This is a genomic window from Bradyrhizobium sp. LTSPM299 (assembly GCF_000938235.1).
In the GTDB taxonomy this organism is placed as follows: Bacteria; Pseudomonadota; Alphaproteobacteria; order Rhizobiales; family Xanthobacteraceae; genus Bradyrhizobium.
The window spans coordinates 44,176-64,634 of sequence record NZ_JYMU01000010.1; the positions used below are offsets into that span (position 1 = coordinate 44,176).

The window sequence follows — 20,459 nt, forward strand, 5'->3', positions numbered from 1 at the left end:
CGCGTCTGAATCAGTTAAGCGGTGCCAGAACGGCTTTGACCGACGAGTAGAGTTCGACGGCATGGAAACCGGACTCGCGCCCCCACCCGGATTGCTTCATGCCGCCAAACGCCAATGCCGGATCGAAGTGGTTGTGCGTATTGATCCACACGGTCCCGGCATCGATCCGCGCCGCCATGCGGTGGGCGGTCGAGAGATCCCGTGTCCAGAGGCTGGCGGCAAGACCGAACTCGGTCGCATTCGCCTTCATCGCAATCGCGTCCAGCTCGTCGTCGTCGAATGCCGTTACGCAGAGAACCGGTCCAAAAATCTCCTCGCGTGACACCCGCATATCGGGCGCAGCTCCGACGATGATTGTCGGATTGACGAAATAGCCGCCACGCGGCCGCGGCAGCGTGCCCGACACGATGGTTGCGCCCTCCCGCCGCCCGATCTCGATATATCCGTTCACGCGGTCCAGATGTTCCGCGGAAATCAGCGGGCCCAACGTGGTCCCGGCTTCCAGACCAGGCCCCATCACCATCTTGCCGATTTCGCTGTGGATACCCTCCACGAGCTTTTCATAGACCGTGCGATGCGCGAACAGCCGCGACCCTGCCGTGCAGGTCTGCCCCTGGTTGAAGAAGATGGCCGCGGCCGCGCCCGGAATCGCCCGGTCGAGATCGGCATCCGGGAAAACGATCACAGGCGACTTACCGCCCAGTTCGAGTGACACCTGCTTCAGATTTTGGGTCGCCGCCCGTGCGATTGCTTTTCCCACCTCCGTCGACCCCGTGAAGGCGATCTTGTCGACATCCCCATGCGCCGCGAGTGCCGCACCCGCTGTCTCGCCGTAACCTGTGACGATGTTAAGAACCCCGTCCGGAAATCCGACTTCAGCCATGAGATGGCCAAGACGCAGTGCCGTCATCGGAGTCTGCTCGGCCGGCTTCAGAATGATTGTGCAACCAGCTGCGAGCGCAGGCGCCAGCTTGTAGGCGGCCATGACCAGGGGAAAATTCCAGGGAATGATTTGTCCCACCACGCCAATTGGCCGACGAAGCGTATAGGCGTGGTATTCGCCGCGCTGGGATAGACCGACCGTTTCGCCGTTGATCTTGCCGGCCCATCCGGCCATATAGCGGAAACGCGCCACGGCTTCCGGAACATCGACGGCCTTGGCTTGCTGCACGGGCTTGCCGTTATCCAGCGACTCGAGTTGCGCGAACTCATCCACCAACTCCTCGATTCGATCAGCCAGCTGCCAGATCAGCCGGCCGCGTTCGGCGGCCGGCATCGTGGCCCACGGCCCGTCCGCGAAGGCCCGCCGGGCCGCTCGAACGGCCAGATCGACGTCGGCCGCGTCTCCCGCTGGGACTTCAGTGAATTTCCGACCTGTCGCGGGATCGAACACGTCGATGGTCTTGCTCGATTGCGCTGATTGCCACCGTCCGCCGATCAGCATGCCATGCGCACCGAATGCGAAGGAGGCCACCTGTGGCGAAAGTAACGTGTCATAGCAACCCATTGCAGCAGTCCCTCCAGATCAATACGCCGGTAGTCGCCGCATCCGCAGGTGCGGCGGTGTCGTCAGCGGCCTTTGCGATCGAGCGAAACGGCCACAATGATCACGAGACCCAAGGCGATCTGCTGCAGGTAGCCATTGATCTGCAGAAAGTTCATTCCGTTCGACAACACCGTAATGAACAGCGAACCGGACAAGACCGCGACAACGCCGCCAACTCCTCCTCTCAGGCTCACGCCGCCGATCACCGCGGCCGCGGCGCTTCGAAGCGTGAGGTCGCCGCCGAGATTGGGCTCTCCGGAGCCGGTTCGCGCCGTAATCATCAACGCACAGATTGCAGCAAGGAACGAACACGTCAGGAACGCCCAGAACGTCAATCGCCGCACCGGGATTCCGGCAAGTACGGAGGCTTGAGGATTGTCGCCGAGAAGAAACCAGGCGCGCCCAACGACCGTATGGTTGAGCACAAGATGCAGCAGCAAGAGAATCGACCCCGCCCAGAGGATCGGCGCCGGAAGGCCGAACACGCGGCCGCTGTACAAGATGTGGACAAAGCCGGCCGGGATGCCTCCGACCGGATAACCCTTCGACAGCATCGACGCGAGACCGAGGCAGACGTTCAAACTGCCAAGTGTCACCACGAACGTGTTGACGCCGAGATAGGCCACCACAAATCCGTTGAAGGACCCCACCAGCAGCGCGGCCCCGATACTGACGACGACGGCCACGACCGCGAACGCCGGTTCCGGAACACCCTGCATCGCGCCGGTTGCCACCAGAGCGAAAGTCACGCTGACGACCGAAACCGTGTTGCCGATCGAAAGATCGAAGCCGCGCACCAGCAGAACGATGGTCTGGGCACTCGCAAGCACGGCCAGATAGCTTGCCTGCTCAGCGATATTGGCGATGTTGCTCCAGGAGCGGACTCGCTCGTTCCCGATCCCCAACACCACGAATGTGACGAGCACGAGTGCCGGCAGCACGAGCCGCGGGCTCACATTGCGCACACGATGCAAAAGACCGCGCTGTGTCGGGGTGGGTCGAGTCATCGTGTCGGTCATGACCCTTCCCTTCTCGACGACTGATCGAGGAGAACCGCGAGCACAACGACTAGGCCCATCACGATAGTCTGCGCCTTGCTGTCAATGCGGAGCAAATTCATGCTGTTGTTGATGACGGACAGGAACAGGGCGCCAAGCACGACCCGCTCGATCCGTCCGACGCCTCCGCGCAGGCTGACACCCGCAACCATCGTCGCCGCGATGCTTTGCAGCATGAGATCGGAGCCCAGCGTCGCTTGTCCGGATCCTATCCGCGACGTCAGCAACAGACCGGCGACAGACGCCGATATCCCGCTGATCGCGTAAACGGCGACGATGTTGCGCCCGACGGCTATTCCGGAAACGACGGCCGCCTTCGGATTCCCGCCGATCGCGTACCAATGGCGTCCCACGGCCGTCCAGTTCTGAACGAACCAGACTGCCGCCGCGATCCCGACCGCGAAAAATACCGGCAGCGGAATGCCGAGCCACACGGCGCGACCAAAGTCGCGCGTGAAGGCGTCCGGAAGGCCGTAGATCGGGGTCCCGGCGGTCAGAAAAAAAGCCAATCCCGATAGAGCGGACAAACTGCCAAGCGTCACCATGAAAGGCGACGCCTTGAGAAGCGTTACGCACACCCCGTTGAATACGCCCGCTGCAATCCCTGTCGCCAGGCCGGCCGCAACTCCTCCCGCGATCGCAAGCGCAGGCCAGTCCGGCCAGACAACATAGAGGCTGGCCATCACCAGCGCCGACACGACGCTCGACAGCGCGACAACAGAGCCGATCGCAAGATCGAAGCCCCCGGTCACGAGCACCAGCATCTGTCCGGTCGCCACCAGGGTCAAATAAGCCGTGTTGCGCGCCACGTTAGCGATATTCAGCGGGTTAAGGAATCGAGGTTCGGCTGCCGCCGTCCCGGCGATAAGGAGCAACAGCAGCACCGGCAGCAGGCCAATCGGACCGCGTAGCAGGTGGCGCCGAAGTCTGGATTCCGCTGCAAGCGCCGTCATCGCGCACCACCCGCATTATCGAGCACCGGAGCGGTCCGATTCTCGCCATCAGTGGTGAAGAAGTGCCGCAAAAGGGCGGTTTCGCTGAAGGCGGCACGCGGCAGATGGGCGACGACGCGCGACTGGCACATGACGTAGGCGCGATGCGTCACATGAAGGATTTCCGGAAGGTCGGAAGACACCAGCAACACCGCCGCACCGGCTTCGGTGATCTCGCGGATGAAGGCGTAGACCTCGAGCTTCGCTCCGACATCGATGCCGACCGTCGGTTCGTCAAACACGAAGACGCCGACATCCCGCGTCAGCCCGCGTGCAAGCAGGACCTTCTGTCTGTTGCCACCCGACAAGCGACCTGCCGGCGCTTGGACGTCGAGCGGGCGGATGTTCAAGCGCGTGGCAATCGCCTGCGCACGTTGGCGTTCCGCCCTGCGGTCCAGAAGGCCGAAACGTGACCAAGGCCTGGTTCCGAAGGAAGCCATGGCGATATTCTCGCGGATCGGACGATTGAGCGACAAGCCTTCCTTGACCCGATCCGATGTGAAGTAACACAGACCACGATCGAGCATCGTGGCGGGACTCGGGCGCGCGATCACTCCGCCGTCCATGGACAGACTGCCGCTGGAGACCGCTTCGAGGCCGAAGACAGCCCTTGCCAGTTCGGACTTGCCGCACCCTGCCAGTCCTGCGATCCCCACCACCTCGCCTGCCCGGACCTCGATGCTGGCCTGCTCGACTGCGCCGCCATGAAGGGACAAGGACGCCGTTGCGAGCCGTAGATGTTGCGGGTTGTGAGCTATGGATGGGTAGAACAGCGCGACCGGCCTGCCGGTCATGAGTTCGATCAGTTCTTCATCGGTCTTGGCGCCGGCCGGAATCGTGGCCACTCTCCGGCCATCCCGCAACACCGTCACCCGATCCGCAAGCCGCTGGATCTCCGGCATACGATGCGTGACGTAGATGATGCCAACGCCTTTGTCTCTCAGACGCTCGATGATCCCGAACAATTTCTCGGCTTCAGCATTGGTCAGAGACGCGGTCGGCTCATCGAGGATCAGCAGGGACACTTCGTTCAAGAGGGCCTTGGCAATCTCCACCATCTGTTGTTCGGCACGGGACAGCAGCTCGACAGACCGGTCCACGGGACGATCGAATCCGAGATCGTCGAGCACGCGCCGCGCCCTGTCGCGCATCGCGGATTTCGACAGGCGGCCGTAGGCGGTGCGCTCCTGCCCCAAAAACAGATTCTCCTCGATCTTCATGCCGGGAACGAGGCTGAATTCCTGGAACACCGCGCTGATCCCCATCTGTCTGATACGATGGGGCGACAGACCGAGAAGGCTTCGACCGTGAGCGATCACCTCGCCCTGGTCGGCCCGCACCAACCCGGTCACGATGTTGATGATGGTCGATTTACCGGCCCCGTTTTCGCCGAGCAGGACATGGACCTCTCCGGTTCGAAGCTCGAAGTCCATGTCGACGAGAGCGGTGGTCCGGCCGAATGTCTTGCAGAGCCGGGCAATGCTGAGGAGAACCGAACCGGGCGGAGCAATCATGATCGCTCCTCGCGCTGCGCTGCATTGCCGGATTTGGGCCCCGCAGCAGCCCGGATCATTGTCCGGCCTTGACGCTGTAGACGGGCTTCCAGCTCGGCGGCGCCAGCACCAGATCGAGATTGATCTTTCCGAGCGAAGCCTTGGTGACGAATTGCGGGATCGAAGTCGCCGTCGTGATCGCCTTCTTGCCTTCGAGGACACGAACGGCCATGTCCACGCCGATGCGGCCGGACAGCACCGGATAATTGGTGGCAAAACCGAGAATGTCTCCCTTCTTGACGGCGTCGAGCATCGCCTGGTTTTCATAGGAGGCCAGAATGGCGATGCCGGGACGGCCAGCTTCCACGACCGCGCCGATGGCGGCTTCGGCAGTCGGTGCGGTGCCCCAAATCACGTTCAGGTCCGGGTAGGTTTGAAGCGCATCTTCCACCAGCTTCAGCTGGACACCGACACCCGTATCGCCAAACTTCTGATCGAGAACCTTGATCTGCGTCCCCTTGATCTTGTTGAGGAAGCCGTCGTTCAGCGCCTCTGCCCATCCCGATCCCTGAGGTCCGGGAAACGTCACGACTTGCGCCGGCTTTCCCGCGAGGGACGTGAGGAGTTCAGTCCCTGTCAGGCCGCCGGTGGCTGTGAACTCGCCGTAGATTTTCCCAGCCGCGGGTGCGTCGCCGACGGGATTCGCGATCGCGATGACGGGCTTCCCCGCAGCCGCGGTCTCACTCAGCTTTTGCTTAAGCCCAGCCTCCGAGATGGCGCCGAGTACGATCGCATCGGAGCCGGAAGCGATGCAATCATCGAATTGCGATAGTTGCTTCGGCAATTGATCATAGCCGCCGGCTTCATAGATCGCGACGCTGACACCTTCCCGTCGCGCCTCTTCGACCACGCCGTAATCAACAGCGTTCCAGAAGCTATCCTTCATGTGCGGAAACAGCACACAAATCTTCCACACCTTGCTGGCTTTGGCCAATGGCGTGTAGTCGCTAATCTTCGCCGGCGCTGTTGTCGCGTCGTTTAGCGAAATCGGCCACCAGGGCTTTTCCTGTGCCACGGCCGCGGAGGCAACCCCCGCAAACGTTGAAATGCATACCGCAATCGGAATCAAATCTCTGCGCATCGCTTGTGCCCACCTTCACGAGGTTCAGCCGAGGCGTCGGACGTGGCAGCATCGTCGTATCGGACGAACCTTGTGCGTCGCCGCATCCGAACCCGACGACGACTATATCGGCTCCGCCACCCTCGGTCTTGCAGACGCGCGCTCTTCCTTTTGCGTCTGAGTGCTGAACGGCCCTGACAATCTGCGCTGCAGCACGGCTTCATCGTCTGCCGCAACAGTCTCTGAGGTCAATTGGTCATCGAGCGGTCGCGCTGGCCAGCGGTTGAAGCTGCAATAGCGCGCGCTCGCGCGTCCCTCGGTGTGAGCCCGAATCGAGCGCGGAAATGTCGGCTGAACTGCGCCTGATCGCTGTAGCCCCAGCGATAGCATATCTGGGCGAGGCTCTCATTACGGAGAGGATCGCTCAATTGGGCCTTGCAGGCCTCAAGCCGCAGTTCTCGAATTCGATCGCCAATCGATACGCCGCTCTCCTTGCAGAGATTGTGCAGATAGCGCACCGATATTCCGCAAGCCTGCGCAACAAGACGAGGCGCCAGTGCCGGGTTGGCCAGGTTCTCGCGCAGATAGCGCTCGATCCGGACAAGGTGAGCTTGATGGACGGCGGTCATCCGGCTTGAAACAACGCGGTCGTCCCCTTCGATCGCAAGGGTCAACAGCTCCATGATAGTTTGGCCGACGCTACCCCACAGCGGAGCCGGCACATCTTTGAGCCGTACTGGGGCAAGCCGGATCATGTCGAGGAGCAGGCCACCGACACCTTGGGCGCTATCGAAATTGCGTCCAAAGAAGCGATCGAGAGGTCCTGCATGCGCGGACAGCGTGCGCAATTTGAGCTTCAGAACCCAAGTCTCATTGTGTTTCGGCTGGACGTAATCATAAGGCACACCACTGCGCTCGGCAAAGAACTGCCCCTGTGCGCACGACAGGCTCACGCCGCCCTGCGAGAATTCCACCTCAGACAATATCGGAAACGAGACAAGCACCATTTCCTCATCGCCTGCGGCACACCGGCCCGCCTGCCTCGAGTACTGCACCCCAGTACAATCGAACCATGCCAGTGAAATATTCCCGAAATCCCAGCTTTTGAGCTGCCCGTGGAACGGATTGGCCGATGGAAATCTGCATCGCAACGGAAACAGGGCGCCTCCTACCGCTTCGTCCCACTTCTCGGCTCGGTGTGCGTCGGGGGAAAGGTCCGTCGAATAATACAACATCGCACCACCTCCAGACTCTCAAATCATCTACCGGCTAGACGCAAAAACTATTCCAACCGAAGCGGCTTCCCGGGGCAATGGACGCAATTTTGGGCTCCGTTTGCCCGGCAAGGCTCTGATTTCAAATCGACCGACATCATTTTTAGGCTGTGCCCCGTCGAAAATCAAAATACCCGCTCCAGCCCAAACGTCGACATTGCGTGGTCTCGCAGCCGAGCGCCTGGCTCGCGCCCTCGGAAGAATTCTACCGCCTCATTCGGCCAGTTTCATCCACCGACGCCGGGCCTCGGAACTAATGCACGCCCAGCGCCCGCGCCAAATTGAAGGTCAGGAAGCTCGCGGCATAGGCCAGCACGAGCATGTAGACGAACGTCACCACCATCCAGATTGAGCTGCCGGTCTCGCGCCGGATCACCGCCAGCGTCGAGGCGCATTGCGGCGCGAAGATGTACCAGGCCAGCAGCGACAGCGCGGTCGCCAGCGTCCATTTCTGCGCCAGCACCTGGCCGATCGCATCCGCGGCCTCCTTGCCGCCCTCGATCGAATAGACGGTGCCAAGCGCCGCGACCGCGACCTCGCGCGCCGCCATGCCCGGGATCAGCGCCACCGCGATCTGCCAGTTGAAGCCGATCGGTGCGAGAAGCGGCTCGATCGCATGACCGATCATCGCCGCGAAGCTGTAATTGATCGCCGGCCCCGCCGCACCGACGGGCGCGGTCGGGAACGATGCCAGGAACCAGATCAGCACCATCATCGACAGGATGGTGGTGCCGGCGCGATACAGGAACATCTTGGCGCGGGTATAGACGCCGATCGCGATGCTGTTCAGCCGCGGCACCTTGTAGTCGGGCAATTCCAGCATGAACGGCGCCGGTGCGTGGTCGCGCCACAGCAAGAACTTTGCGATCGCCGAGACGCTCAGCGCGCTGATGATGCCGGCCGCGTAGAGGCCGAACATGACGAGCCCCTGCAAATTGATCCAGCCCCAGACGCTGGTCGCCGGAACGAACGCCGAGATGATCAGCGTATACACGGGAATCCGCGCCGAGCAGGTCATCAGCGGTGCGATCAGGATAGTCGTCAACCGGTCACGGCGATTGTCGATCACCCGCGTCGCCATGATGCCCGGGATGGCGCAGGCAAAGCTCGACAGCAGCGGAATGAAGGCGCGGCCATGCAGCCCGGCGCCGCCCATGATGCGATCCATCAGGAACGCCGCACGCGCCATGTAACCGAAATCTTCCAGCAGCAGGATGAACAGGAAGATCATTATGATCTGCGGCAGGAACACGATCACGCTGCCGACGCCCGAGATCAAGCCGTTCTGCAGGAAACTCTGCAGCAGGCCCCAGCCTTCGGGCATCACGTCGTGGATCAATTGGCCGAGCGCGGAGAAGCTGTCCGACAGCAAGTCCATGGCCGGCTGCGCCCAGCTGAACACCGCCTGGAACATCACGAACAGGATCAAGGCGAGGATCACCAGCCCCGCGACCGGATGCAGCACCACGGCATCGATCCGGGTGGTCAGCGTGTCCGGCTTGGCCGGCAGTGTCACGCTCGCGGCGATAATGCGATCCGCCTCGCGCTGCGCCGCCTTGAGATCGGCAACCGTCGGCGTCGCCCATTGACTGGCCGGCGGCGTCTCATGCGACCGGGCCATGAATTCATCGGTCCGCTTGAGCAGCTCGTCGACGCCGCCCTTGCGGACGGCGACCGAGGTCACGATCGGCAGGCCGAGTTCCTGCGACATGCGGTCGAGGTCGATGTCGACACCACGGCGCTTCGCGATGTCGATCATGTTGAGCACGAGCATCATCGGGCGGCCGACGCGCTTCAGCTCGAGGACAAGGCGCAGCGTCAGCCGCAGATTGGTCGCATCCGCGATACAGAGCACCAGATCCGGCATCGCCTCGCCGGCAAAGCGCCCGAGCACGATGTCGCGCGTGATCTCCTCGTCCGGGCTGCGGCCGCGCAGCGAATAGGTGCCGGGCAGGTCGAGCACGGTCACGCTGCGGCCCTCCGGCGTGGAGAAGCTACCGGATTTGCGCTCGACGGTGACGCCGGGATAGTTGGCGACCTTCTGGGTGCTGCCGGTCAGCCTGTTGAACAGCGAGGTCTTGCCGGTGTTCGGCGCGCCGACCAGGGCCAGGCGCAGGGACGCGGTTGTCATTCGACGATCACTGTCATTCTACGATCACTGCCATGGCTTCACTCCGGCGCAGCGCTATCGTGATGTTGGCGACGCGCACCGCGATCGGATCACGACGGATCGCGCCCTCATGCAGGATTTCCACGCGCGCCCCCTCGACAAAGCCCATCTCGACCAGCCGCTGCTCCAGTTCCTCCGGAGAGAGCGACGAACCCGTCACCTGCGTATCGAGCTTGAGAATTTTTCCGGAAAAACCGCGATCCGCAAGGCCGAGCCGGATATCCCCTGAGCTTTTTTGATCGCCTGTCATGCGGCCTCTTTTCCAGCAGGTAATCATGCGGTCAAGCGTTTGCCCGTAGCGGGTTTTAGAACCCTTAAAAATAGCAAGTTTCGCGGGATTTTCCGCCTGACTGGCGCGCGCGGCCGACGCGGTCGTAAAACGGCCGACCGCGCCCGCCAGCCTGACCCGGAGGCGGGGTTTCGCTTTCTCCCGCGCGATGGTTTGCGTTAAGGTCCGCCCCGGAGCCGGAGCGCCCGTGCAGACCGCACAACGGAATTCGCTGAGACTGCTGCGATGGATGATGGCCGCCTCGCTGGCCTTCCCGCTGGCGCTGTTCGTTTTTGCCTCCGCGATGGCCTGGGTTTCGACCAACGAGGCCGCCGACCGGGAGATCGCCCGCACGCTCGACGTCACCCACGAGCACGCGCTCAAGGTGTTCGAGACCATCGACGGCAGCCTGTCGGAGATCGCCGAGATGATCCGCGGTCTCCCCGATGCCGAGATCGCTGCGCGCCAGGAGAGCCTGCATCAGCGCCTCAGCCAGTTCGCGGCGTCGCTGCCGCAAATGAAATCGGCCTGGATCTTCGACGCCAGGGGCCATGCGCTCGTCAACAGCCTGACGGTGCCCGCCCCTGCCATCGATTTCTCGGATCGCGACTACTTCAGGTCGCATGTCGACCAGGACGTCGGCACCTTCATCGGCGAAGCCTTGACGCCACGGGCGCCCTATCAGGGATCGCCGTTCTTCGGCGTCAGCCGCCGGCGGACCAATGAGGACGGCAGCTTCGGCGGCGTTGTCCAGGCATCCGTGATCCCCGACTATTTCGAGAATTTCTATGCGCGGATCGGCTATGAACGCGGCAGCTTCTTTGCGCTGATCCGGGCTGACGGCGCCGTGCTGGCCCATTTCCCGGCCATCGCCCGCGCGTTCCGGTTCGAGCCGGGCGGAGCGCTCGGGCAACAGCTCGTCGCCAACCCGCAGGCCGGTCTTGTCACGATCAACTTGCCGGGCGACGGCATCGAACGGCGTCTGCGCTATCAGCGACTCGCGGAATACCCGATCTATGTCACCGCCGGGCTGGAAACCTCAGCGATCCGGGCGCGCTGGATTGCGACCATGGCCCAGCACCTGATCTTCGGGGTCCCGGCCACCCTGCTGCTGTTTGGCCTGCTTGCGCTGGCGTTCCGCAGAACGCAGCGCCTGTACGAGGAAGCCGGCAAGCGCGCGGAGGCCGAGGAGGCGCTGCGGCACAGCCAGCGGCTGGAGGCGCTCGGACAACTCACCGGCGGTGTCGCGCACGACTTCAACAATCTCCTGACGGTGATCCGCGCATCGGCCGATATGTTGCGGCGGCCGGACCTGCCGGAGCCGCGGCGGCAGCGCTACATCGACGCGATCTCCAACACCGTGAACCGCGCCGCCAGGCTGACCGGCCAGTTGCTGGCCTTCGCGCGCCGGCAAACGCTGAAGCCCGAAGTGTTTAATGCCGGCCGGAGCATTCATACCCTGAGCGAGATGATCGCAACCCTGATCGGATCGCGCATCGAGATCGTCACCGAGGTGCCGGACGAACCCTGCCTCGTCAACGCCGATGCGGGCCAATTCGAGACCGCTGTGATCAACATGGCGGTGAACGCGCGCGACGCCATGGATGGTGTCGGCCGGCTCACGATCGCGGTGCGCCGGACCGACGCGCTGCCGTCCGCGAGCGCTGCTCCGCCGAGCCCGCATGGCCATATCGCGATCTCCGTGGCCGACACCGGCGTTGGCATTCCGCAGGACATGTTCGGCCGCATCTTCGAGCCGTTCTTTACCACCAAGGAGGTCGGCCAGGGCACCGGCCTGGGCCTGTCGCAGGTGTTCGGTTTCGCCAAGCAGTCCGGCGGCGAGGTTGATGTCGCCAGCGAGCTCGGCAAGGGCGCGACATTCACGCTCTATCTGCCGCGCGCGAGCGGCAATCGTCCGCCGCAAGTGCCGCTCACGGAGGATGCACCGGTCGATGGCCATGGCGCCTCGGTGCTGGTGGTCGACGACGATCCCGAGGTCGGGAAATTCGCCGCCGACGCGCTGGACCAGCTCGGCTACACCGCCGTGCTGGTCGGCAACGCCACCCACGCGCTGGAGGAACTCGCGATCGACCCCGGCCGCTACGATCTGGTGTTCACCGATGTCGTGATGCCCGGCATGAGCGGCATCGAACTCGCGCAGGAAATCCGCCGGCAGGGACTCGATCTGCCGGTCGTGCTCGCCTCGGGCTACAGCCAGACGCTGGCGCAGCAAGGCAGCCACGGCTTCGAGCTGCTGCAAAAGCCCTATTCGGCCGAGCAGCTCGCGCGCATGCTGCAGAAGGCCGCGCGGTCGCGCAACGTCAGGCAGGATCGAGCGCCGGCGGCGCCGTGATGGGGGTTGCAGAACCCTCACTTGACGCGCCACGACAAGGTCCGTTGGCGCCCCCCGCAAAACCGGCTATGCATGCGCCGCTTTTGATGAGGACAACGCTTGATCCCCAGCAACGATACTTCGCCGGCGCCATTCGGCGCGTTTGCGCCGAATGCGGCGCAGGCCGCCATCATCCGCCTGGCGCACAACAGCGGACTGAAACGCGGCGCGTTCCGGCCGTGGCTGTCGCGGCTGGTCAATCTGCTCGGTTCGGGGCCGCTCGACGTGCCGTATCAGGGCGCCTCGTTCCGCTTCTATCACCAGGCGAGCGCGACCGAGCGCGGCGCCCTGTTCAATCCCAACTACAATCTCGAGGAGCTCGACTTCCTGCGCCGGCATGTCGGCGCAGGCAGCACCTTCGTCGATCTCGGCGCCAATGTCGGCACCTACGCGCTGGCGCTGGCGCGCGATGTCGGGCCCAATGGCAAGGTGATCGCGATCGAGCCGCATCCGATGACGCATGCGCGGCTCGCTTTCAACACACAGGCCTCCGGCTATCCGCAGGTGCGCCTCGTTGCGGCCGCCGCCGGTCCGACCGACGGCGAGTTGATGATCGAGACCGACGGCGACAATCTCGGCGCCAGCCACATCGTCTCTGGTGTGCCCTCGGGCAAGGCGTTCAAGGTGCCGTCGCTGCGGCTGCAGCGCATTCTCGACGAGGCCGGCGCGACCAGGGTCGATGCGCTGAAGATCGACGTCGAGGGTTTTGAGGACCGCGTGCTGATCGGCTTCTTCCGGGATGCACCGGAAGCGCTCTGGCCCGGCGCGGTCGTGATCGAGCACCTGTCGAAGGATGAGTGGACCGACGACTGCATTGCCGACATGCACTCGCGCGGCTATGTCGAGCAGGGCCGGACGCGGAGCAACACGCTGCTCGTGCGGGGGTGAGCCAGCTGAGTTTCGCCTATCCCGTCATTGCGAGCGAAGCGAAGCAATCCATTGTCACAGAGCTAGCGGACGGATGGATTGCTTCGCTTCGCTCGCAATGACGGGACTACAAAAATTCACGAAGGGAGGCCCGCGATGATCGACCATATCGGCTTTTCGGTATCCGACTATTCGCGCGCCAAGGTGTTCTACCAGATCGCGTTGGCGCCGCTCGGCTACAGCTTGATCATGGAAGTGACGGCGGAACAGACCGGGCATGATCCCGCGGCCGGCTTCGGCGCCAATGGCAAACCGGATTTCTGGATCGGCGGCGAAGGCGCAATGAACAAGCCGGTACATATCGCCATCGTTGCCAAGGATCGCGCCACCGTGGATGCGTTCTACAAGGCCGCGGTATCAGCCGGTGGCCGCGACAATGGCCCGCCCGGCATCCGCGCGCACTACCATCCCAATTACTACGGCGCGTTCGTGCTTGATCCGGATGGCCACAACATCGAGGCGGTCTGTCACACGCCGTGATGAGTTTCCGCGCGCGGAACAGGAACATCGCAGCGCGCGGCCAGTTGATGTGAATGCCGATTGAACCTCCCGAGATTCCACCTGCGACGCCGGGAACGCCGAGCGAACCGCCGCCCGGAATTCCTCCGGGCAATCCCAATCCAGAGATCCCGCCGCCGGTGCGCGAACCCGGCGAGCCGCCGCGGCCGGACGAATTGCCCGGCTACACGCCGGAGGAGTTGCCAGTGCCTGGACCGCCTGGTCCCACCGGCCCGCCGCCTGCGACAGATCGCCTCGCCGCCCGGTGAGCCGCGGGTGCGACCGAATTCCGCGATGGATGTTCTGTGTCTGAGCGTTTCTTCTGAATGCGCAGTGAACAAATGCGCGTGCAACCCGTTACGATGTCGAAATAAAGTGCGCCAGTGATTCGTGGGCTGCCACAATCCGGCCTAACGGCTGGCTGTTCATCTTACCGCCGAATTGTTCGGCTTTCACGTTTCTTCCTTCCTGCCCAGACCTTCCGCCGGGGATTCCAATAACATGACACAGCTTCGTCTCGTGCTGCTTGCCACGACTGCGCTGACGGTGATGCAGTTCGCCGCTTCAGCATCGCATGCGCAAATCTCACCGCTCGTCGTCGCACAGGCGCAGCCGAGGGAAGAACTCGGCCCGGATGGAAAGCCGAAGCCGCGGCCCGCTCCGGGCGCTCCTGCCCATCCGGCGCCGCCCGCGCCACCCGCAGCCGCGCCGCACCCACCGGCGCCCCCGGCCGCAGCACCGCACCCCGCACCGCCGCCGCCTGCGGCTCCGGCACGGCCGACACCACCACCTCCGCCGCCCGCGGCTGCTCCGGCGCATCCGACACCGCCCGCACCACCCGCAGCCGCGCCTGCGCGACCGACGCCGCCCCCGCCGCCCGCCGCAGCCCCCACACATCCGACGCCGCCCCCGGCGGCCGCACCGGCTCGACCGACGCCACTGCCGCCACCGGCAGCAACTCCCGCGCGCCCCACGCCGCCAGCGGCCGAGCCTGCACGCCCGGCTCCGCTGCCACCCGCGGCTGCGCCAGCGGCGCGCCCCGTGACCCCTCCCGCGGCAGCGACCCCTGCGCCAGCCGCGCCTGCTACTCCGCCCGCCCCAGCACCGGGAGTACGCCCGCAGGGCGGACCTCCGGCCGGCGCAAGGCCGGCCCCTGGCACGCCGCCCGGCGCCGCGCCCGCGACACCAGCCGCACCCGCGGCGACGACACCGCCTGCTGCCGGAAGCGCACAGCCGCCGGCACGTCCGGGCGCCTTGCCCGGACAGCCCCCGGCCGCCGGAACGCCTCCGGCGCCAGTTCCGGGCCCGCAGGGACGACCCAGCGTCGTGCCGGGAGCGCCTGCGCAGACTCCGGCTGCCGGCGCTCCGCCGGCAGGCGGGGCGGCATCGTTCATCCGTCCTGGCGGCCCTGCCGCGCCGGGTGTCGTGCCCGGCTCGGCGGCCGCGACGCCACCGCCCGGCAAAGCACAATATGCCCCGCCGACGGTCTCCTCGGCCTTCCGGACCGCGCCGACGGTCGCTGGACCCCTGCCGCCGCCGCCGCGGCATGACAATCTGAGGCCGCTCGCCATCGGCGCCGCGGTCGGTGCGGGCGTGGTGGCCGGCGTCGTCATCGGCGCGACCATTGCCGACCTGCACAACCAGCGGCAGGAGGTCGTCGAAGGCGGCCGCACCATCTACACCGAGCCGGACAGGATCATCATCCGCGATCCGGGCGGACAGGCCTATGTCCGCGGCGACGATAATTATCGCTTCCGCTATGGCGCCCGCGACATCCGCACCGAGACCGTCGGCGGCGAGACCCGCACGGTCATCATCCGTCCCGACGGCAGCGAGATCATCACCGTGGTCGGCCCCGACGGCCAGATGCTGCGCCGGATCCGAAGGGATGCCGGCGGCCGCGAGATCATCATCATCGACAACAGTTATCGCGATCCGGGCGCGGTCGGCGGCTTCTATGTCGACCTGCCGCCGCCGGTGGTTCGCATCCCCTACGATCGCTACATCGTCGAATCCGACAGTGCGGCGCCGGACGTGATCTACGACACCATGGAGGCGCCACCGGTGGACCGGATCGCGCGGCGTTATACGCTCGACGAAATCCGCTACAGCCCGAACGTGCGCATGCTGATGCCGTCGATCGACGTCAACAGCATCAACTTCGACTCGGGCTCGTGGGAGATTCCGCCGGACCAGGCGGCCAAGCTGCAGGCCATCGCCGACGGCCTCAACCGGGCGATCCAGCGCAATCCGCGCGAGGTGTTCCTGATCGAGGGCCATACCGACGCGACCGGCAACGACACCGACAATCTGTCGCTGTCCGACCGCCGTGCGCAATCCGCCGCCGAGCTGCTGACGCAGCAGTTCAATGTGCCGGCCGAGAACCTGACGTCGCAGGGCTATGGCTCGCAATATCTGAAGGAGCAGACCGACGGACCGAGCCGCATCAACCGGCGCGTCACCGTCCGCCGCATTACGCCGCTGCTCAATGGCGGCCAGGCTTCTGCGGCTCCTCCACCGCGCTGAGCGGGCTCAAAGCACGATACAAAATGGCCGGGAGCTATCCCGGCCATTTTTGTTTGTCCTTCCCTTCCCCCTGAAAGCGAGCCGCATAGCCCGGATGAAGCGAAGCGCAATCCGGGGCTTTCTCGGCAGTGGTTGGACCGTCCCGGATTTCGCTACGCTTCATCCGGGCTACGAATTTGTCACCGCGCCATCTGCTGCGGATCGTAGAAAAACCGCTCCTCGATCAATTCGTCGCCGCGCCAGGTCTGCCAGGCGACTTCCTCCATGCTGCGGACCTTGCCGTCCTTACCGGTGAACTCGAACCGCCAGCAGATCGCGGCGCGATCGCCGTCGATCAGCAGCGGCCCGAGCCGCGTGGTCTTGACGCCGGCCACCGACGCCAGCACCGCGGCTTCGCGCGCCGCCAGCGCCTCGCGGCCGACCCGCCATTCGCCGTCATTTTCCTGGGTGCGGGCCTCAGGCGCGTAGAAATTTTTGATGGCGCCGACATGGTCGTTGGCTTCGACCGTATCGGCGAAGGCCTGCAGGGTCTTGAGTGAGGGCATCCTCGATCTCCTTACTTACCGACTGATGGTCGGTATTTACCGACTACGGGTCTGTAAGTCAATTGGCTCGGCCACGGAACTGCGCTAGACACGCGTCATGGCAACCCAGGCCGAGCGGCGCGAGAAAACCAAAGCTGCAATCGTCAAGGCGGCGCGGCGCATCTTCGGCGAGCGCGGCTTTGCGGCGACGACGATCGACGACATCGCCGCCGGCGCGCGCGTGGCGAAGGGCGCGGTCTATCATCACTTCGCGACCAAGGAGGCGGTGTTCGAAGCTGTGTTCGAGCAGGTCTCGCTCGACCTCGTCGCCGATCTCGACCGCATCTCGCGCGCCGAGAACGATCCGCTGGCCGCGATGGCGGCGGGAACGCAGGGCTATTTCGCGGCCTGCTCCAAGGGCCCGACCGGCCAGATCATTTTACGCGATGGCCCAGCGGTGCTCGGCTGGGAACGCTGGCGCGAGATCGACGCCAAACATTTCGGCGGCAAGTTTCCCCGTGCGATTGCCGCGGCAATGGAGGCCGGCGTGATCGCGAAGCAGCCGATCGAGCCTTTGGCGCGGCTGCTGCTCGGCGCGGTGACCGAAGCGGCGGTCGCGGTGTCAGCCGGCCCCGACATCGGCAAGGCCGGCACCGATTACGCGCGCGCCTTCCGCTCGCTGCTGGATGCGCTCAGGGTGAAGTAAGCCGCGACTCTCACCCCCGCGTCGTCCCGGCGAAGGCCGGGACCCATTACCACCGAGTGGAGTTGGAGAAGAAAGGCAACGGCGCTTGTGCCCCTAGCGCGAGCCGCGGCGTATGGGTCCCAGGTCGCGCTTCGCTTGCCCGGGACGACGGAGAGGCTCAGCCCTTGTCGTTCTCGAGCTTGAAGATATCGGAGCCTTGGCCGCCCGAGAGCAAGCCCTTCTCCGTGTAGAGCTTGAGCTTGGCGCGGGTATCCGAGATGTCGAGGTTGCGCATCGTCAGCTGGCCGATACGGTGTTCGGGCGTGAACGCGGCGTCCTCCACCTTCTCCATGCTCAGCCGCTCCGGCGCATAGGTCAGGTTCGGGCTCTCGGTGTTCAGGATCGAATAGTCGTTGCCGCGGCGCAGCTCGAGCGTCACCTCGCCGGTGATGGCGCGCGCCACCCAGCGCTGCGCGGTCTCGCGCAGCATCAACGCCTGTGAATCGAACCAGCGGCCCTGATACAGCAGGCGACCAAGCCGCATGCCAGAGATCCGGTATTGCTCGATGGTGTCCTCGTTGTGGATGCCGGTGACCAGACGTTCATAGGCGATGTGCAGCAGCGCCATCGCGGGCGCTTCGTAGATGCCGCGGCTCTTGGCCTCGATGATGCGGTTCTCGATCTGATCGCTCATGCCGAGGCCATGGCGACCGCCGATGGCGTTGGCCTCGAGGAACAGCGCGACCGGATCGGCAAAGCTCTGGCCGTTCAGCGCGACCGGCTGGCCCTCGTCGAAACGCACGACGACCTTCTCGGCCTTGACGGCGCAGTCGTCGCGCCAGAACGGCACGCCCATGATCGGATTGACGATGGTGATGCCGCTGTCGAGACTTTCGAGATCCTTGGCCTCGTGGGTGGCGCCGAGCAGATTGCTGTCGGTCGAATACGCCTTCTCGGCGCTCATCTTGTAGGCGAAACCCTGCGCGGTCATGAATGCCGACATCTCAGCCCGGCCGCCGAGTTCGTCGATGAATTGCTGGTCGAGCCACGGCTTGTAGATTCGCAAGGACGGATTGGTCAGCAGGCCGTAACGGTAGAAGCGCTCGATGTCGTTGCCCTTGTAGGTCGAGCCGTCGCCCCAGATGTTGACGCCGTCCTCCTGCATGGCCGCAACCAGCATCGTGCCGGTGACGGCGCGGCCGAGCGGCGTGGTGTTGAAATAGGTGATGCCGCCGGTCGAGATGTGGAAGGCGCCGGACTGGATCGCGGCAATGCCTTCGTGCGCCAGTTGGGTGCGGCAATCCACCAGGCGGGCTTTTTCGGCGCCGAACTCAAGTGCTTTACGCGGGATCTCGTCGTAGTCGGCTTCGTCAGGCTGGCCGAGATTGGCGGTGTAGGCAAAGACCTTGGCGCCCTTCTGCTTCATCCACAGCAGCGCGGCCGACGTGTCGAGCCCGCCCGAGAAAGCGATGCCGACTTTTTCCCCTTTGGGCAGGCTTTTCAGGATCGTACTCATGGAGCGTCCAATCGGTCTGATATCGGTGGCTGTTTGGCTGCGCGAATAACAAATTTCCAAGGGATGGGCACGCGTTTAATCGCGCCTCGGTGCTCACACCGACGGCGCCGGCCCGACGTCGCGGCCGCGCCAGCGCTGGGTCAGCCGGTAGCCCGGCCAGGCCAGCCGTGTCAGCGCGGCGTCGACCTGGGCGTCGGTGACCCGGGTCGCGGCCCAGCGGTAGATCAGGGCATAGGCCAGCCAGATCACCAGGAACGAGACCAGGCCGGCGATGGCGACGTCGGTGAAAAAATGACCGCCAAAGGCCATCCGCAGGCCGCTGGTCGTGATGCCGAACACAGTCGCCCCGACATAGGCGAGCGGCCGCCAGGCCGGCGGCGCCAGGGCGGCCGGCGCATAGGTCCAGAACGCGGTCGCACCCTCGCCGGAGAAGAACGAGCAGTTGCGCGCGCAAGTACCCCGCGGATCCCACCACGGCACGAACGGCTTGTCGCCGCCGAACACATTGACCGCCACCGGCCGCGGCCGGCCCCAATAGCTCTTGAAGGTGAGATTGGTGAGGACGCCGGCCGACAGAAGCATCGTCACCAGCAGGAAGACCGCGGCGCGGCCGGACATCAGCATCGGCCGTTCCGGTCGGATGAATTTCACCACGATGGTCACCAACGCCGGCACCACGAACGCCCAGGCGATCCACATCGCCGCATCGCGCGCGAAGGCGGCGACCGCGTCGAGCTTCAATGGAAAGACGTTCTGCGCGTTGTCGTAGAACAGCGCCGCCAGCTTCAGGTCGAGCTCGGGATAGACCCCGAAAAGGAGGCCGATAACGAGCGCGAGGCCGAGCGCGATGACAAGTCCGGTCCGGTTCATGGCGCGCGGTTTAGCGGAGGCTGTGGGGCATGGGAAGCATCACGGTTGCGGCCGTGATTGCGACGGCAACGGAGGCGGCGGTAACCGGCGCGGCGGCTCGCGCCAGGCGCCGGCGGTGCGGCCGGCAACCAGCCAGTAGACCAGGCCGGCGACGATGCCGGCGCCGGTCATGATTTCCAGGTGCCGGCGCACGATGCCATCGAAGTGCATCGTATTGGGGTCGAACGGGATCAGGCCGAGATAGCAGGCCGCCCCGACGATCGCGCCGCCGACGGCATAGGCCAGCACGCTCCGGATATAGAACGCCTCGGTGATCAGCACCACGATCAGTGCCGGCAGTAGTGCGAAACCGGAGATGAAGATGAAACCGAAGCCGAGCACGATGTCGATCGCACTCTGGTCGATCGGCGCGTCGCCGAAATTGCTGATCTCAGGATAGAGCACCGCGCCGACCACGATGATCCCGGCGACGAAGCAGGCCAGGAGGAAAGCGAGCGCGATGACGAACAGGCGGCCAATCAGGGCCATGTCAGAAATTCTCCGTCATTGCGAGCGAAGCGAAGCAATCCATCTCACCGCTTGCTGAGACATGGATTGCTT

18 protein-coding genes are annotated in these 20,459 nt (G+C 64.6%); 6 read left to right on the forward strand and 12 right to left on the reverse strand.

What is annotated here, in order from left to right; translation table 11 throughout:
* Positions 1-10: 10 nt before the first annotated feature.
* The 8 genes from UP10_RS43990 to UP10_RS07600 form a co-directional block, all read right to left on the reverse strand.
* The gene (locus tag UP10_RS43990; protein ID WP_044586746.1) at positions 11-1,507 is read right to left on the reverse strand and encodes an aldehyde dehydrogenase family protein; all 1,497 of its coding nucleotides are present in this window, start codon (positions 1,505-1,507) and stop codon (positions 11-13) included.
* A gap of 62 nt (positions 1,508-1,569) precedes the next feature.
* Complete coding sequence (locus UP10_RS07570; RefSeq protein ID WP_156179694.1) at positions 1,570-2,565, reverse strand: ABC transporter permease; 996 nt, start codon at positions 2,563-2,565, stop codon at positions 1,570-1,572.
* Positions 2,562-3,557 (reverse strand): ABC transporter permease, encoded by a 996-nt coding sequence (locus UP10_RS07575; protein ID WP_044586747.1) that lies wholly within the window; start codon positions 3,555-3,557, stop codon positions 2,562-2,564. The genes UP10_RS07570 and UP10_RS07575 overlap by 4 nt, the downstream gene beginning before the upstream one ends.
* The gene (locus UP10_RS07580) at positions 3,554-5,110 is read right to left on the reverse strand and encodes a sugar ABC transporter ATP-binding protein (protein ID WP_044586748.1); all 1,557 of its coding nucleotides are present in this window, start codon (positions 5,108-5,110) and stop codon (positions 3,554-3,556) included. Before UP10_RS07580 ends, UP10_RS07575 begins: the two co-directional genes overlap by 4 nt.
* A 55-nt stretch (positions 5,111-5,165) precedes the next feature.
* On the reverse strand, positions 5,166-6,230 hold the full coding sequence (gene torT, locus UP10_RS07585; RefSeq protein WP_044586749.1) for a TMAO reductase system periplasmic protein TorT: 1,065 nt from the start codon (positions 6,228-6,230) through the stop codon (positions 5,166-5,168).
* A 227-nt stretch (positions 6,231-6,457) separates the two neighbouring features.
* Positions 6,458-7,444, reverse strand: coding sequence for a helix-turn-helix domain-containing protein (locus tag UP10_RS07590; protein WP_044586750.1), 987 nt, complete (start codon positions 7,442-7,444; stop codon positions 6,458-6,460).
* A 292-nt stretch (positions 7,445-7,736) separates the two neighbouring features.
* A complete protein-coding gene (feoB, locus tag UP10_RS07595; protein WP_044586751.1) occupies positions 7,737-9,614 on the reverse strand; it encodes a ferrous iron transporter B in 1,878 nt (625 codons plus the stop codon).
* Between the two features lie 13 nt (positions 9,615-9,627).
* Positions 9,628-9,903, reverse strand: a complete 276-nt coding sequence (locus tag UP10_RS07600) for a FeoA family protein (protein ID WP_044586752.1) — start codon at positions 9,901-9,903, stop codon at positions 9,628-9,630.
* Between the two features lie 226 nt (positions 9,904-10,129).
* Between UP10_RS07600 and UP10_RS07605 the strand changes: the two genes are divergently transcribed.
* From UP10_RS07605 to UP10_RS42830, 5 genes are all read left to right on the forward strand, one after another.
* The gene (locus UP10_RS07605) at positions 10,130-12,274 is read left to right on the forward strand and encodes a hybrid sensor histidine kinase/response regulator family protein (protein ID WP_044586753.1); all 2,145 of its coding nucleotides are present in this window, start codon (positions 10,130-10,132) and stop codon (positions 12,272-12,274) included.
* 99 nt (positions 12,275-12,373) lie between these two features.
* Positions 12,374-13,201 (forward strand): FkbM family methyltransferase, encoded by an 828-nt coding sequence (locus tag UP10_RS07610; protein WP_044586754.1) that lies wholly within the window; start codon positions 12,374-12,376, stop codon positions 13,199-13,201.
* 135 nt (positions 13,202-13,336) lie between these two features.
* A complete protein-coding gene (locus UP10_RS07615; protein WP_044586755.1) occupies positions 13,337-13,720 on the forward strand; it encodes a VOC family protein in 384 nt (127 codons plus the stop codon).
* A gap of 53 nt (positions 13,721-13,773) precedes the next feature.
* The gene (locus UP10_RS42825; RefSeq protein ID WP_082077012.1) at positions 13,774-14,007 is read left to right on the forward strand and encodes a hypothetical protein; all 234 of its coding nucleotides are present in this window, start codon (positions 13,774-13,776) and stop codon (positions 14,005-14,007) included.
* Between the two features lie 232 nt (positions 14,008-14,239).
* Complete coding sequence (locus UP10_RS42830; RefSeq protein ID WP_082077013.1) at positions 14,240-16,264, forward strand: OmpA family protein; 2,025 nt, start codon at positions 14,240-14,242, stop codon at positions 16,262-16,264.
* Positions 16,265-16,443: 179 nt separating this feature from the next.
* Here the strand turns inward: UP10_RS42830 and UP10_RS07625 are convergent, their stop codons facing one another.
* On the reverse strand, positions 16,444-16,809 hold the full coding sequence (locus tag UP10_RS07625; RefSeq protein ID WP_044586756.1) for a nuclear transport factor 2 family protein: 366 nt from the start codon (positions 16,807-16,809) through the stop codon (positions 16,444-16,446).
* A 97-nt stretch (positions 16,810-16,906) separates the two neighbouring features.
* Between UP10_RS07625 and UP10_RS07630 the strand changes: the two genes are divergently transcribed.
* Positions 16,907-17,494, forward strand: a complete 588-nt coding sequence (locus UP10_RS07630; protein ID WP_044539343.1) for a TetR/AcrR family transcriptional regulator — start codon at positions 16,907-16,909, stop codon at positions 17,492-17,494.
* A gap of 157 nt (positions 17,495-17,651) precedes the next feature.
* Here the strand turns inward: UP10_RS07630 and argG are convergent, their stop codons facing one another.
* The 3 genes from argG to UP10_RS07645 form a co-directional block, all read right to left on the reverse strand.
* On the reverse strand, positions 17,652-18,989 hold the full coding sequence (gene argG / locus UP10_RS07635) for an argininosuccinate synthase (RefSeq protein WP_044586757.1): 1,338 nt from the start codon (positions 18,987-18,989) through the stop codon (positions 17,652-17,654).
* A gap of 93 nt (positions 18,990-19,082) precedes the next feature.
* Entirely contained in the window at positions 19,083-19,859 is a 777-nt protein-coding gene (locus UP10_RS07640) for a phosphatase PAP2 family protein (protein ID WP_044586758.1), read from the reverse strand.
* 39 nt (positions 19,860-19,898) lie between these two features.
* Positions 19,899-20,387: a hypothetical protein gene (locus tag UP10_RS07645; RefSeq protein ID WP_044586759.1), complete on the reverse strand. Its 489-nt coding sequence runs from the start codon at positions 20,385-20,387 to the stop codon at positions 19,899-19,901.
* Positions 20,388-20,459 lie beyond the last annotated feature (72 nt).

Coding starts and splice junctions, on each gene's coding strand:
- UP10_RS43990 (WP_044586746.1), bottom strand. CDS start 1,507: ATGGGTTGCTATGACACGTTACTTTCGCCACAGGTGGCCTCCTTCGCA.
- UP10_RS07570 (WP_156179694.1), bottom strand. CDS start 2,565: ATGACCGACACGATGACTCGACCCACCCCGACACAGCGCGGTCTTTTG.
- UP10_RS07575 (WP_044586747.1), bottom strand. CDS start 3,557: ATGACGGCGCTTGCAGCGGAATCCAGACTTCGGCGCCACCTGCTACGC.
- UP10_RS07580 (WP_044586748.1), bottom strand. CDS start 5,110: ATGATTGCTCCGCCCGGTTCGGTTCTCCTCAGCATTGCCCGGCTCTGC.
- torT (WP_044586749.1), bottom strand. CDS start 6,230: ATGCGCAGAGATTTGATTCCGATTGCGGTATGCATTTCAACGTTTGCG.
- UP10_RS07590 (WP_044586750.1), bottom strand. CDS start 7,444: ATGTTGTATTATTCGACGGACCTTTCCCCCGACGCACACCGAGCCGAG.
- feoB (WP_044586751.1), bottom strand. CDS start 9,614: ATGACAACCGCGTCCCTGCGCCTGGCCCTGGTCGGCGCGCCGAACACC.
- UP10_RS07600 (WP_044586752.1), bottom strand. CDS start 9,903: ATGACAGGCGATCAAAAAAGCTCAGGGGATATCCGGCTCGGCCTTGCG.
- UP10_RS07615 (WP_044586755.1), top strand. CDS start 13,337: ATGATCGACCATATCGGCTTTTCGGTATCCGACTATTCGCGCGCCAAG.
- UP10_RS42825 (WP_082077012.1), top strand. CDS start 13,774: ATGCCGATTGAACCTCCCGAGATTCCACCTGCGACGCCGGGAACGCCG.
- UP10_RS42830 (WP_082077013.1), top strand. CDS start 14,240: ATGACACAGCTTCGTCTCGTGCTGCTTGCCACGACTGCGCTGACGGTG.
- UP10_RS07625 (WP_044586756.1), bottom strand. CDS start 16,809: ATGCCCTCACTCAAGACCCTGCAGGCCTTCGCCGATACGGTCGAAGCC.
- UP10_RS07630 (WP_044539343.1), top strand. CDS start 16,907: ATGGCAACCCAGGCCGAGCGGCGCGAGAAAACCAAAGCTGCAATCGTC.
- argG (WP_044586757.1), bottom strand. CDS start 18,989: ATGAGTACGATCCTGAAAAGCCTGCCCAAAGGGGAAAAAGTCGGCATC.
- UP10_RS07640 (WP_044586758.1), bottom strand. CDS start 19,859: ATGAACCGGACCGGACTTGTCATCGCGCTCGGCCTCGCGCTCGTTATC.
- UP10_RS07645 (WP_044586759.1), bottom strand. CDS start 20,387: ATGGCCCTGATTGGCCGCCTGTTCGTCATCGCGCTCGCTTTCCTCCTG.